This is a genomic window from Streptomyces spiramyceticus, from assembly GCF_028807635.1.
Lineage (GTDB): Bacteria > Actinomycetota > Actinomycetes > Streptomycetales > Streptomycetaceae > Streptomyces > Streptomyces spiramyceticus.
Genome location: NZ_JARBAX010000001.1, coordinates 117,954 through 131,630 on the forward strand (window position 1 = coordinate 117,954; position 13,677 = coordinate 131,630).

General features: G+C 70.7%; 10 protein-coding genes. 7 read left to right on the forward strand and 3 right to left on the reverse strand.

Annotated elements, in window-relative coordinates:
* Nucleotides 1-13 precede the first annotated feature (13 nt).
* Nucleotides 14-1,516 carry an FUSC family protein gene (locus PXH83_RS00530; RefSeq protein ID WP_274555372.1) on the reverse strand — a complete coding sequence of 501 codons (1,503 nt, stop codon included), beginning with the start codon at nucleotides 1,514-1,516 and terminating at the stop codon, nucleotides 14-16.
* 226 nt (nucleotides 1,517-1,742) lie between these two features.
* Here PXH83_RS00530 and PXH83_RS00535 point away from each other — a divergent pair, with 226 nt between their 5' ends.
* Entirely contained in the window at nucleotides 1,743-2,225 is a 483-nt protein-coding gene (locus PXH83_RS00535; protein ID WP_274555374.1) for an Lrp/AsnC family transcriptional regulator, read from the forward strand.
* A gap of 24 nt (nucleotides 2,226-2,249) precedes the next feature.
* Nucleotides 2,250-2,945 carry an HAD family hydrolase gene (locus tag PXH83_RS00540; protein ID WP_274555376.1) on the forward strand — a complete coding sequence of 232 codons (696 nt, stop codon included), beginning with the start codon at nucleotides 2,250-2,252 and terminating at the stop codon, nucleotides 2,943-2,945.
* A gap of 12 nt (nucleotides 2,946-2,957) precedes the next feature.
* On the opposite strand, the gene PXH83_RS00545 is transcribed toward PXH83_RS00540, so the two are convergent.
* Nucleotides 2,958-4,619 carry a bifunctional NAD(P)/FAD-dependent oxidoreductase/class I SAM-dependent methyltransferase gene (locus PXH83_RS00545; protein ID WP_274555378.1) on the reverse strand — a complete coding sequence of 554 codons (1,662 nt, stop codon included), beginning with the start codon at nucleotides 4,617-4,619 and terminating at the stop codon, nucleotides 2,958-2,960.
* 83 nt (nucleotides 4,620-4,702) lie between these two features.
* On the opposite strand from PXH83_RS00545, the gene PXH83_RS00550 reads away from it, so the two are divergent.
* The 5 genes from PXH83_RS00550 to PXH83_RS00570 all read left to right on the forward strand — a co-directional run bounded on the left by PXH83_RS00550 (nucleotide 4,703) and on the right by PXH83_RS00570 (nucleotide 11,236).
* The gene (locus PXH83_RS00550) at nucleotides 4,703-5,296 is read left to right on the forward strand and encodes a helix-turn-helix domain-containing protein (protein ID WP_274555380.1); all 594 of its coding nucleotides are present in this window, start codon (nucleotides 4,703-4,705) and stop codon (nucleotides 5,294-5,296) included.
* Between the two features lie 97 nt (nucleotides 5,297-5,393).
* On the forward strand, nucleotides 5,394-6,047 hold the full coding sequence (locus PXH83_RS00555) for a DNA polymerase ligase N-terminal domain-containing protein (protein ID WP_274555382.1): 654 nt from the start codon (nucleotides 5,394-5,396) through the stop codon (nucleotides 6,045-6,047).
* Nucleotides 6,044-6,694: an HhH-GDP family DNA glycosylase gene (locus PXH83_RS00560; RefSeq protein WP_274555384.1), complete on the forward strand. Its 651-nt coding sequence runs from the start codon at nucleotides 6,044-6,046 to the stop codon at nucleotides 6,692-6,694. Before PXH83_RS00555 ends, PXH83_RS00560 begins: the two co-directional genes overlap by 4 nt.
* 124 nt (nucleotides 6,695-6,818) lie before the next feature.
* Nucleotides 6,819-8,900, forward strand: a complete 2,082-nt coding sequence (locus tag PXH83_RS00565) for a neutral/alkaline ceramidase (protein WP_274555387.1) — start codon at nucleotides 6,819-6,821, stop codon at nucleotides 8,898-8,900.
* A gap of 119 nt (nucleotides 8,901-9,019) precedes the next feature.
* Nucleotides 9,020-11,236 (forward strand): WD40/YVTN/BNR-like repeat-containing protein, encoded by a 2,217-nt coding sequence (locus PXH83_RS00570; protein WP_274555390.1) that lies wholly within the window; start codon nucleotides 9,020-9,022, stop codon nucleotides 11,234-11,236.
* Nucleotides 11,237-11,338: 102 nt separating this feature from the next.
* Here the strand turns inward: PXH83_RS00570 and PXH83_RS00575 are convergent, their stop codons facing one another.
* A complete protein-coding gene (locus PXH83_RS00575; protein WP_274555392.1) occupies nucleotides 11,339-13,558 on the reverse strand; it encodes an NADP-dependent isocitrate dehydrogenase in 2,220 nt (739 codons plus the stop codon).
* Nucleotides 13,559-13,677: the final 119 nt, after the last annotated feature.

Here is a 13,677-nt window from a genome sequence, read left to right on the forward strand (position 1 = left end):
TCCAGGCCGCAGCTCAGGCGCTTACGACGGGGGCGCGCGGAGAGGTGCGCAGGGGAGTGGCGAGCTCGGCGAGCGCCTGCTCCAGCTCGTGGAGATGGCTCAGCGCGGCCTCGGCGCCCGGGTGGTGCGCCGGTGCCTGTACGGGCTGAACCGGCGGCCCCTCGATCTCGGCCCCCGGCGACACGAGCGCCTCGACGGCGGCCTCGACGCGCCAGCAGGCGGCGGCGAGGCGCGCATCGTGGGAGGCGTCGGGGTCGGCGGCCACGGAGGCGAGGGCCCGTACCAGCCGGGCGCAGTCGTCGAGCAACGCGATGACCTGGCGGGCACGCGCCTTGCGGGCGCGCAGCGGGCTCAGCGGGTGCACCAGCGGGGCGAGCGTGTGCCGTACCCGGCCGAGGAGCAGCTCCAGTTCGGCCACCCGGGGCGCCGGGTCGGCGGCGGTGTCCCCGGCCAGCCGCCGGGCGGCGTCGGCGGTGCAGGCGCGTACGCAGTGCAGCGCGCGCTGGATCCAGGCGTTGGTCGTCCCGTGGGTGGTGACCGGCAGGACGACGGCGACGGCGACGGCCGCGCCGAGTGCGCCGACGGCGGTCTCCTCGAAGCGCAGGAGGAGCAAGCCGGGGTGCAGGACGCCGAGGAGTCCGTACAGCAGACCGGCCATGACGGTCACGAAGAACATCATCCAGCTGTACGAGGGCGCCGCCGTGTAGAAGATGCCGAAGACGCAGACGGCGACCAGGGCGGCCGTCGGCGCGGGCGACCCGGCGACGGGGACCGCGATCAGCAGGCCGGCGGCGATGCCGGCGACCGTGCCGAGTACGCGACGGAAGCCGCGTACCAGCGTCTCGCCGCGCGCGGTGGTGTTGACGAAGATCCACCACGCGGTGCCCACGGCCCAGTACCAGCGCTCCTGCGAGAGCAGTTGCCCCAGCGCCAGCGCGAACGCGCACGCGGCGGTGACCTGGAATGCCTGGCGGGTGGTGGGGCGCGCGAGACGGCGCCCGGTCAGCGGGGCGGGCGCGGCGGGCGGCGGAGTGCGCCGCTCGATGCACCACGCGCCGAAGCGGACCGCGGATGAGGCGGCGACGGCGAGCGCGACAGCGGCGTACAGCTCGGGCAGCTGGGACGGCTGCGCGTGCAGGAACTGGGTGGCGAAGAACTGCATGAACGCGAAGATCCCGAGCGCGTGACCGCGCGGCCCCCAGCGCCTGGCGTACGCGCCGCAGAAGACCACCAGGAGGAATGCCAGGTCGCGAGGGAGCGGGTGCTCGTGGAGGGCGGTCGCCAGGGCGAGTACGGGGAAACCGGCGAGCGGCAGCAGCGCGGTGGTGACCACCTGGCGGCGGACCGTCGCATCCTGGACGGTGAAGAGCGCGAGGAGCGCGGCGAGTCCCGCGGTGATGGAGGCGGTCAGGGACAGCCCGGCCAGTTCGGCCGCGGCCACCGAGAGCCCCACCCCGATGACGGCGCGCGTGGACACGCGCAGACGCAGAAGCCCCGGATCAGGAGCGCTGAACATCCTCTTCACGACGGTGTGACCGCCCCCCTCGGCGAACCGATCTTCACGGACATGGGAAAGGCGCCGCTGTCCGGGAGCGGCTTCGTTGCCGGTCCGGCGCTGCGCGGCGCCATGAATACACAAAGGAAAGCATCAAGTGGCACGGTGGCTCAACTCGCCCTGGAACCACTGAGCCATTGGTACAGTAAGCGATCCGAGAACCGAGCCAGAAGGAGGCCAACGGATCATGGCGGTGGACGAACTCGACACCCGCATCCTGCGCCTGCTCATCGAGCAGCCCCGCACCAGCGTGCGCGAGTACGCCCGCGTCCTGGGCATCGCGCGCGGGACGCTCCAGGCCCGGCTGGAGCGGCTGGAGCGGGACGGAGTGATCACCGGTACAGGTCCCGCCCTCTCCCCCGCCGCGCTCGGCCACCCCGTCCTCGCTTTCGTCCACATCGAGGTAACCCAGGGCCACCTCGACGAGGTGGGCGACGCGCTGGCGGCCGTACCGGAGATCATCGAGGCGTTCTCCATCACGGGCGGCGGTGACCTGCTGACCCGGGTGGTGGCGCGCGACAACGGGCACCTGGAGGACGTCATCCAGCGGCTGATCCAGATGCCGGGCGTCGTACGGACGCGTACCGAGGTGGCACTGCGCGAACGCGTGCCGCACCGGCTGCTGCCGCTGGTCGAGGCGGTGGGCAGGGCGGCCGCCAGAACCCCGTAGTCACCGGCTTGGCATGCTGGTGCCATGAGCACCCCGCACGGTACCTCGGTCATCTTCGATCTCGACGGAACGCTCGTCGACAGCGAGCCGAACTATTACGAGGCGGGCCGACGGCTGCTCGCCCGGCGCGGCACCACGGACTTCACGTGGGAGGTGCACGCCCGCTTCATCGGGATCAGCACGCGCGAGACGCTGATGGCGCTGCGCGAGCGGTACGGCATCGAGGCGCCGCTCGACGAGCTCCTCGCCGAGAAGAACCGGCTCTATCTGGAACTGGCCGGCGCCTCGACCGAAGTGTTTCCCGAGATGCGGAAGTTCGCCGAGCGGCTGCACGCGGAGGGGACCCCGATGATCGTGGCCTCGGGGTCCTCGCGCACCGCCATCGACGCCGTGCTCGCCTGCACCGGCCTGGACGCCCTGATCACCGCCGTCGTCTCCGCCGATGAGGTGCCGCACGGCAAGCCCGCGCCCGATGTCTTCCTGGAGGCCGCCCGCAGGATCGGCGCCGCGCCCGCCGACTGTGTGGTCCTGGAGGACGCCCCGGCCGGCGCGACGGCAGCGCACGCCGCGGGCATGCGCTGCATCGCGGTCCCCTACGTCGACGGCACGGACACCGACCCGGCGTTCGCCACGGCCGGGCTGCTCTTCCCGGGCGGCCAGAGCGAGTTCACGGCGAGGGCGGCGTACGACTGGCTCGCGCAGCGGCCCGCCCGGCCCTGAACTCGGGAGGGTTCAGCCGGTGCGCCGCACCTTGAGCGTGTTGTCCGTACGGGTGCCGGGCTGCCCGTCTTCCGGCCGGGTCTGGATCCGCTCGTGTTCTTCGCTGACCAGCACCTCCCACTGCCCTTCCGGCAGCTCAAGCGCTTCGAGAACCTCATCCGGCGTGGGGAAGGCCACGTCGGCAGGGTGGTTGTGCTCCCACGACGGGTACCCGGCATGTCCGACGATCAGGAGTACGCCGCCGGGCGCGACGGCCGCGGCAGCCGTCCGCAGGATCTTCTCGCGCGGCATTTCGCCCCAGGAGTGCAGGAACTGGGCGGAGACCAGGTCGAATTCGCCTGCGGGGAACGACTCGCCCAGGTCGTGCCGCTGCCAGTCGATCCGGTCGGCCACTCCCGCCTCTGCCGCGTGCCCGGCCGCACGGCCGAGGGCGATTCCGGAGATGTCTGTGGCGGTGACTCGCCATCCCTGCTGTGCGAGCCAGATCGCGTCGGCTCCCTCGCCGCAGCCCAGATCCAGGGCCCTGCCCGGCTTCAGGCCGGTGGTTTCACGGACCAGGGCGGCGTTGGGGTTCCCGCTCCAGATGCGGTCGCTCTCGGCGTACCGGGCGTCCCAGAGCTCCGCGCCCGACTTGAGCTCCGCGCCCGACTTGGCATCCTTTGTCATCGGTGTGTCCTCCCATGTCCTACTGTGTGCGACGGCCCGGTGCGCGACGGCCCGGCGGGTGTCCTCGGCGACGAGGTCGGCGTTGATCGCCGCGGCGGCGCGCACGCCGGCACCGGCGGCGCCGATGACCTGTTCCGTCAGGTTGGCGACATTGCCGGCCACCCACACGCCGGGCACGGCGGTCGCGCCGGTCGGGTCGGCGGCGATGTAGCTGCCGATCACATGTCCGTCCCGTTCCTGCTCGGTCGGCTCAAGGCCCAGGCCCGCCAGGAGGCCGCCGCGTGCGGTGAAGAGCGGGGCGACGACAAGGGCCTCGCAGCCGGCCGACCGGCTGTCGGCCAGGGTCACGCCGGTGAGGCGGTCGCCGGTGATCTCCAGACCGGTCACCCGCCCGTCCACCACGGCGATGTCGCGGGCCGCGAGCTGCTCGTACTCCTCCTCGCCCACTCCCGCCCAGGTGTGCAGGAAGAGAGTCACGTTCGTGCTCCACTGCCGCCACAGCAGGGCCTGATGCACCGCGAGCGGCCCGGTGGCCAGGACTCCGATCGGACGATCGCGCACCTCCCAGCCGTGGCAGTACGGGCAGTGCAGCACCTCGCGCCCCCACCGCTCCGCCACGCCTGGCACCTCGGGCAGCTCGTCGACCAGGCCGGTCGTCACCAGCAGTCGGTCCGCCTCGACCGCTGCCCCGTCTTCGAGTACGACGCGAAAGCCCCCGGCGTCCATGCGCTCGGCCGTCACGACGCTCCCTGTCACGATCTCGCCGCCGTAGCCGGTCACTTCCGCGCGGCCCTCGGCGAGCAGCTGCGCGGGGGGCGTCCCCTCGCGGGCGAGGTAGCCGTGGACGTGGGCGGCCGGGGCGTTGCGGGGCCGGCCGGCGTCGATCACCAGCACCGAGCGGCGTGCCCGGGCGGGGGTGAGTGCGCCGCTCAGCCCCGCGGCGCCACCACCGACGACCACGACGTCGTAGCGCTCCTGCTGCGCCGCCTGCTCTCTCTGTACGGTCATGTCTGGTACCTCCATTCGTGGGAGATGGTCCGCCCGGACCCCGGCGCTTGACAAAGTTTGTTGCCGGGTCGGCAAATGGAGAGATGGCAGACGACGACTTCGCAAGTGTGCTGACCGCCGTGGGACCGCGCCTGCGGGCGCTGCGCCGGGAACGCGGCACCACCCTGGCCCAGCTGAGCGAGACCACCGGAATCTCGCTCAGTACGCTCTCGCGCCTGGAGTCCGGGCAGCGCAAACCGACCCTGGAGCTCCTGCTGCCCCTGGCGAGGGCCCACGGCGTACAACTGGACGTACTCGTGGACGCGCCGGCGACCGGCGATCCCCGCATCCACCCACGCCCGTTCACGCGCCACGGCATGACCTTCATCCCGCTGACCCGCCAACGCGGCGGCCTGGTCGCGTACAAGCAGGTCATGCCTCCGGGTCACGGCGGAAGCGGGGAGCTCGAACAGCGGGTGCACGAGGGTTACGAGTGGCTGTACGTCCTCGCGGGCCGGCTGCGGCTCGTCCTGGGCGAGCACGACTTCGTCCTCACGGCCGGGGAAGTCGCCGAGTTCGACACCCGCACGCCGCACGCCTGGGCCAACGCGGGCCCGGAGCCGGTCGAATTCCTCAGCCTGTTCGGACAGCAGGGCGAGCGGATGCACGTACGCGCCCGCCCCGCTGCAGGCAAGTGACCCGCAGGTGAATCGGCCATTGTGCGGTCGGTGACCCGCGGCGGCACAGTGGAGGTACGGACGAAATCCGTACCAGAGGAACTCAAGGGACTCAGCCGTGAAGGACGACGACACGCTGCGGACCTACCGCGGCAAACGGCACTTCGACACGACCTCGGAGCCACGCGGCGACGGCGAGCAGGCGGGCGGCGCCCCGCGCTTCGTCGTGCAGATCCATGACGCGCGCCGCATGCACTTCGACTTCCGGCTGGAAGTGGACGGCGTACTGAAGTCGTGGGCCGTACCGCGCGGCCCGTCGGAGAACCCGCACGACAAGCGGCTGGCCGTGCCGACGGAGGACCATCCGCTGGAGTACCGCGAGTTCGAGGGCGTCATTCCGAGCGGCGAGTACGGCGGCGGCACGGTCATCGTCTGGGACCAGGGCACGTACGAGCCGCTCAGCCACGACCGGCGGGGCAGGCCCGTACCGTTCGACGAATCCCTGGAGAAGGGGCACGCCACCTTCCGGCTCGACGGGACCAAGCTGCACGGCGAGTTCGCCCTCACCCGCTTCCGGGGCGGCCACGAGGGCGACGAGCCCGGCGAGGAAGCGTGGCTGCTGATCAAGGCCGACGACAAGCGGGCCGTCCACGGCAAGCCCGGTACGCCGGACCCGCACCGCGCCCGTTCGGCCCGTACGGGGCGCACCCTGCGCCAGGTCGCCGCCGAGGAACCGGCAGACCTGCCGCGAGAACTGGGAGAACCGTCATGACCGACCGCGAGGACCGCAAGACGGTGGAAGCCCTGCTCGACGAGTACGGCAAGACCTACGCCGACGAGGCGGGCATCCGACTGCGCGACACCCCCCAGCCCCTCTACCAGCTCCTCGTCCTGAGCCATCTCCTCAGCGCCCGCATCCGGGCATCCGTGGCGGTGGCCGCGGCACGTGCGCTGTTCGAACACGGCATGCGCACTCCGCGCAAGATGGCCGACGCGACCTGGCAGCAGCGCGTCGACGCCCTCGGCGAGGGCGGCTACCGGCGCTACGACGAACGGACCGCGACCCAGCTCGGCGACGCGGCGCAACTGCTGCTGGACGAGTACGGCGGCGACCTGCGCCGCCTGCGCGAGGAGGCCGACGGCGATCTCGACGAGCTGCGGACAAGGCTGCGCCGGGCCCCGGGCATGGGCCCGGCCGGTGCGGACATCTTCCTGCGCGAGGCGCAGGCCGTGTGGCCGGAGGCGGCGCCGTACATCGACGGCAAGGCACTTCAGGGCGCGGAACGCCTCGGCCTGCCCAAGTCGCCGGACAAGCTGGCTGCCCTGGCGGACGACCGCGGCCCGGCCGTGCTGGCGGCGGCGCTGGTGCGGGCGGCGCTGGACAAGGAAGTCGTGGCGGAGGTACGGGAACGCGTCTGACGCGGACCGCAAGCAGGAGTGGCAGTAACCGACATGCGAGGGCCGAGCCGAGGGCTTGAAGTTGTCATGATCACGATGCTAACTTCAAAGCTGAAACTCTGTCAGGTTTGGAGTCGGAGGCCCGGTGAGCACGAGCCCGAAGCCGCACGCTGTCGGACCGGCGCACCGGCTGAGCCGGTGGCGTACGACCGCCGTCGTCACCGCCCTCGCCCTGCTGGGCATCGCCGCCCCCGCGGCGGCGCAGGACTCGACCCCCACGCCCGCCCCCGAGCCGTACCTCGTGGGCCGCGGGATCGCCGACGCGACCGGAGAAGTGGCCGCGACGGGGATGATGGGGTACGGCCGGACCGACCAGGTCGCCGAGGGGCTGCACACGAGGCTGCGTTCGCGGTCGTTCGTCATCGTCGACCGGGCGACCGGCAGACGCGTGCTGCTCATCGTCGCCGACTCACCGATGATCTTCGAGAGCGTGCACCAGCGGGTGCTGAAACGGCTGGCCGAGCGCTACGGCGACCTCTACACCGAGCAGAACGTGCTGATCACGGCAACACACTCGCACTCGGGGCCCGGTGGTTACTCGCACCACCTGCTCTACAACCTCACGACGAAGGGCTACCACGAGAAGACCTTCGCGGCCATCACGGACGGCATGGTGGAGTCGGTGACGCGCGCGCAGGCCGACCTCGCGCCCGCGTCGCTGACCCTCACCCACGGCGAGCTGCACAATGCCAACGTCAACCGCTCCAGGGCCGCGTTCGACAACAACCGGCGGGACAAGGAGTTCTTCCCCGAGGGTCGCGATCCGCAGACCTCACTGCTGCGCATTGAGCGGGGCGGCCGCCCGGTGGGCGCGATCAACTGGTTCCCCACCCACAACACCTCGATGACCGGCGAGAACAAGCTGATCAATTCGGACAACAAGGGGTACGCCGCCTACCGGTGGGAGCGCGAGAGTGCCCACGTCGACTACCTCGCCGACGCCGAACCGGACTTCGTCTCCGCCTTCGCACAGACCAACGCCGGCGACATGTCCCCGAACATCGCGCTCAAACCGGCAGACGAGCTGCCCGCCACAGAGTTCGAGAGCACCCGCGAGATCGGACTCCGCCAGTACGACGCGGCACACGACCAGCTCGACGACACGGGACAGCGGCTCGACGGGGCGGTCGACTCCCGGCTCACCTACGTCGACCTGGCGAACACCACGGTCGGCCCGGCGTTCACCGGCGACGGCAGGGAGCACCGCACCTGCAAGCCGGCGATCGGCGCCGCCATGGCCGCGGGCAGCACCGAGGACGGTCCGGCCTTCCCGGTCTTCAAGGAGGGCGAGAACCCGGTGTGGGACGCGGTCTCGAAGACCGTCCTCTACGGCGCGGACGAGGAGTTGAAGCAGTGCCAGTCCCCGAAGGGCATCGTGGTGCCCGTCGGCGCGATGAACGCGGTCTACCCCTGGGTGCAGGAGCAGGTTCCCGTCCAGCTGGTCCGCATCGGCGGTCTCTACCTCGTGGGTGTCCCCGGGGAGGTCACCGTCGTCGCGGGGCTGCGCCTGCGGCGGACGGTGGCGGAGATCGTCGGCGCCGACATCAAGAACGTCCTCGTGGCCGGGTACAGCAATGCGTACATGCATTACGTGACCACGCCCGAGGAGTACGACAAGCAGCAGTACGAGGGCGGCAGTACGCTCTTCGGCCGCTGGGAGCTGCCCGCTCTCCAGCAGACCGCCGCCGGGCTGGCCACCTCGATGCGCGCGGGTGAGCCGGTCCCACGCGGGTCCGTGCCACCGGACCTGTCCGGCCGACAGCTGTTCCGGCAGCCGGACAACGGGCCTGACACTCCACCGCTGGGGCGGCGGTTCGGCGACGTACTCACCCAGCCCGCTGCCTCCTACAACGGTGGGCAGCAGGCCGCGGCGGTGTTCGTCGGCGCGCATCCGAACAACAACCTGCACCGGCACGGCACTTACCTCGAAGTGCAGCGCCTGGACGGCTCGAACTGGCGGCGCATCGCCGACGACGGCGACTGGTCGACGACATTCCGCTGGAGGCGCGAGGGCCTCATGGCTTCGCGGGCGACCGTGACCTGGGACATTCCGGCCGACGCGGAGCCGGGCAGCTACCGGATCCGCTACCACGGCGACGCCAAGAACTTCCTCGGCGGGATCGGCCCGTTCACGGCGACGTCCCGCACGTTCGAGGTCAAGGACTGACCCGGACGGCACCCGACGTCCCGATGGCGTGGCAGAAGCGCGCGGCCTTCTGTTGCAGTGCGGCAGTCTCTCGTAACCTCGGCACGGTTTGAAGTGGCCATGCCGAGAAGAGGGTGCCCATGCACAGACGTCTGCTTCACCTCGTCCTCGCCCCGCTCGCGGGCGCTTTATTGATCGGGGCGCCGGCGGTCGCGGCGCCCCCGGGTCCGCCCGACGTGTACCGGCCCGTGCGTGGACCCTCCGCGCCCGCCGAGTACCGGTACCTGCAGAAGACCTTGCCGGGACAGCCGATTCCGCGCCACGCCCACGAGGACGCCGCTGCGCAAGCCCGTCAACTGCCCACGGCCGGCGGGCGCTGGAAGTCGGTCGGCCCGACGAACATCGGCGGTCGCATCGTCTCGCTGGCGCTCGATCCCAAACGCGCCGACACCGTGTACGCCGCAGCGGCCAGCGGCGGGATATGGCGCAGCACGGACGCCGGGCAGACCTTCGAGTCCGCGTGGCCCGACAGCTGGACGCAGGCCATGGGCGCGGTCGCCACGGGACCCGACGGTGCCCTGTACGCCGGGACCGGCGAGGCCAACCCCGGTGGCGGCAGCATCACTTACGAGGGGACGGGCATCTACCGCAGCACCGACGGGGGCGCCCACTGGCGCTCGATCGGGCTGCGCGACTCCGGCGCCATCAGCGCGATCACGGTGGACCCCGGCAATCCGCGTCGTCTCTACGTCGCCGCGGCCGGATCGCTCTACAACGGCGGCGGCGACCGGGGCGTCTACCGGTCGGACGACGCCGGCAAGACGTGGCAGCGGATCCTCACCGGGGCCAATGAGTTCACCGGCGCCACCGAAGTGGTCGTCCAGGGCAAGAATCTGTACGCCGTGATGTGGGACCACCGCCGCACACCCCAACTGCGCACCTACGGCGGCGTGGGCTCCGGCGTCTTCCGCAGCGGCGACGGCGGCAAGAGCTGGCAGCGGCTCGGCGGCGGCCTGCCCGCGCAGGGCCCGGATGTGGGGCGGATCGGCCTCGCTGTCGCGGGCGAACGGGTCTACGCCATCGTCAACAAGAGCAGCGGCCCCTTCGAGGGCTTCTACGCCTCCACCGACGGCGGCGACAACTGGAGCCGGACCCCCGCGGATGCGAACCTCACCGGGTCGCAGTCGTCGTTCGGCTGGTGGTTCGGGAAGATCTGGGCCGACCCTGCGGACGCCCGTCATGTGCATGTTGCCGGCGTCCCGCTGATGACGACCAAGGACGCCGGGGCCACCTGGACGTTCGACGACAGCAGCATCCATGTGGACCAGCACGCCATGGTGTGGGATCCGCGCCGACCCGGCCGCGTCTACCTGGGCAACGACGGCGGGGTCTACCGCTCCGACGCGAACGGGGACGGCGGGTGGGTCAAGGCCCGCCACGAGCCGTACACCCAGCTCTACAGCGCGGCGATCAGTCCGCAGGACACCTCACGCATCTCCGGCGGTGCCCAGGACAACGGTTCGCTGCGCTCCTGGGGCGGTGACGGCTTCAACGAGTATCTCGGCGGGGACGGGGAGGAGAACCTCATCAACCCGACCGACGTGAACAATGTCTTCGCCTGCTACCAGTACGGCAACTGCTTCCGGTCCACAGACGGGGGCGACACCCTCACCTACTTCGCCGACAAGACCACCTTCAAACGCCGCAACTGGTTCACGCCCGTTGTCTTCGACCCCCGCGACCCGAAGATCCTCTACTACGGCTCCGAGGTGCTCAACCGCTCCACGGACGGCGGCGCGACCTGGCAGCCCATCAGCTCCGACCTGTCCGGCGGCCCGGGTCCCGACCCGATCTACACCAATTACGGGACCATCACCTCGATCGCACCGGCGGGCGACGGACGCACCGTGTACGCCGGCACCGACGACGGCCGCGTATGGGTCACCAAGGACCTGGGCGCGACCTGGACGAAGCTGGCCGAGGGCCGGCCGTGGGTGACCCGGGTCGTCGTCGACCCGGCCGATCCCGACCGGGTGTACACGACCCACTCCGCCTACCGCGCCGGGTCGGGGCTGGCGCATGTGTACGGCAGCACGGACGGCGGCAAGCACTGGAAGGACCTGTCGGGCAACCTGCCTGACGCACCCGTCAACGACCTCGTCGTCGGGCGCGGCAAGCTCCTGTACGCCGCTACCGACCAGGGCGTGTTCACGTCCGCGACGGGCGGCCGGCAGTGGCTCCGCCTGGGCCGGGGCATGCCTGCGGTTCCGGTGGACGACATCGAGTACGACGCCGGGCACCACCGCTTGGTGGCGGCTACGTTCGGCAGGGGCTTCTACGAACTGAACACGGCCTGAACGACGTAGACGCATAAGAGCAGAACGCAAAAGGAGAACGCAAAAAAGCGGACGGAGGGCGGTCGCCTGTGCGGCGTGACCGCCCCCCGTCCGCGGCTTGTGTCAGCCCAGGGTCGCGATGGCCTGGTTGAACGTCTTCGACGGACGCATCACGGCCGAGGCCTTCGCCGGGTCGGGCTTGTAGTAGCCGCCGATGTCGACCGGCGAGCCCTGCACGGCGATCAGCTCGTCGACGATCGTCTGCTCCTGCTCGGCCAGCGTCGTGGCGAGAGCCGCGAACGCCTTGGCGAGCTCCACGTCCTCGGTCTGCTTCGCCAGCTCCTGCGCCCAGTAGAGCGCCAGGTAGAAGTGGCTGCCGCGGTTGTCGATGCCACCGAGGCGACGGCTCGGCGACTTGTCCTCGTTGAGGAAGGTCGCGGTCGCGCGGTCCAGGGTGTCGGCGAGCACCTGGGCGCGCGCGTTGTCCGTGGTCTGTGCGAGGTGCTCGAAGCTGACCGCGAGGGCGAGGAACTCACCCAGGCTGTCCCAGCGCAGGTAGTTCTCCTTGACGAGTTGCTGGACGTGCTTCGGCGCGGAGCCGCCTGCACCGGTCTCGAACAGTCCGCCGCCGTTCATGAGCGGTACGACCGAGAGCATCTTGGCGCTCGTACCGAGCTCCAGGATCGGGAACAGGTCGGTCAGGTAGTCGCGCAGCACGTTGCCGGTGACCGAGATCGTGTCCTCGCCGCGGCGGATGCGCTCCAGCGAGAACGCGATCGCCTTCTCCGGCGCCATGATCTCGATCTGGAGACCGTCGGTGTCGTGCTGGGCCAGGTACGTCTTGACCTTGGTGATGAGGCTGGCGTCGTGCGCGCGGCCCTCGTCGAGCCAGAACACGGCCGGGTTGCCGGTCGCGCGGGCGCGGGTGACGGCGAGCTTGACCCAGTCCTGGATGGGGAGGTCCTTGGCCTGGCACATGCGCCAGATGTCGCCGGCGCTCACCGCGTGCTCAAGGACGGCGTTGCCGGCTCCGTCGAGGACCCGCACCGTGCCGGTGGTGGGGATCTCGAAGGTCTTGTCGTGGCTGCCGTACTCCTCGGCCTTCTGCGCCATCAGGCCGACGTTCGAGACCGAGCCCATCGTCGACGGGTCGTAGGCGCCGTTCGCGCGGCAGTCGTCGATGACGACCTGGTAGATGCCGGCGTAGCTGCTGTCGGGGATGACCGCGAGGGTGTCGGCCTCCTGGCCGTCCGGGCCCCACATGTGACCGGAGGTGCGGATCATGGCCGGCATGGAGGCGTCGACGATGACATCGCTCGGTACGTGCAGGTTGGTGATGCCCTTGTCGGAGTCGACCATCGCCAGGGCGGGGCCCTCGGCGAGCTCGGCCTCGAAGGACGCCTTGATCTTCGCGCCCTCGGGCAGCGACTCCAGGCCCTTGAGGATGCCGCCGAGACCGTCGTTCGGGGTCAGGCCGGCCGCGGCGAGCGACGCACCGTGCTCGGCGAACGTCTTCGGGAAGAAGGCGCGCACCACGTGGCCGAAGATGATCGGGTCGGAGACCTTCATCATCGTGGCCTTCAGGTGCACAGAGAACAGGACGCCCTCGGCCTTGGCGCGGGCGACCTGCGCGGTGAAGAACTCGCGCAGCGCCGCGACGCGCATGACGGACGCGTCCACGACCTCGCCGGCGAGCACGGGTACGGACTCACGCAGGACCGTGGTGGTGCCGTCGTCACCCGCGAGCTCGATGCGCAGCGTGCCGTCCTCGGGGACGACCACGGACTTCTCGGTGGAGCGGAAGTCGTCGGTGTCCATGTGCGCGACGTTCGTCTTCGAGTCGGACGACCAGGCGCCCATCCGGTGCGGGTGCGCCTTGGCGTAGTTCTTGACCGACGCGGGGGCACGGCGGTCGGAGTTGCCCTCGCGCAGGACGGGGTTGACGGCGCTGCCCTTGACCTTGTCGTAGCGCGCGCGGACGTCCTTGTCCTCGTCGGTCTGCGGGTCGTCCGGGTAGTCCGGCAGCGCGTAGCCCTGCTGCTGCAGCTCGGCGATCGCCGCCTTCAGCTGGGGGATCGAAGCCGAGATGTTCGGCAGCTTGATGATGTTCGCCCCGGGCGTCTTGGCGAGCTCACCGAGCTCGGCGAGCGCGTCGTCGATCCGCTGGGCGTCCGGGAGACGCTCGGGGAAGCTGGCGATGATCCGCCCCGCCAGGGAGATGTCACGGCTCTCTACATTGACCCCGGCCGTCGAGGCATAGGCCTCGACCACAGGCAAGAACGAATACGTCGCCAGGGCCGGGGCCTCGTCGGTGTGCGTATAGATGATGGTCGAGTCAGTCACCGGTGCTCCGCTCCACGTCTGCAACATTGCTCGACATCAAGATATCTCGTGATCGCCCCCCTATCGACAGGGGCCTGCCCCCGCGGATGGCGACCCAGGGGCAGCGGTGCGTGTGGGCG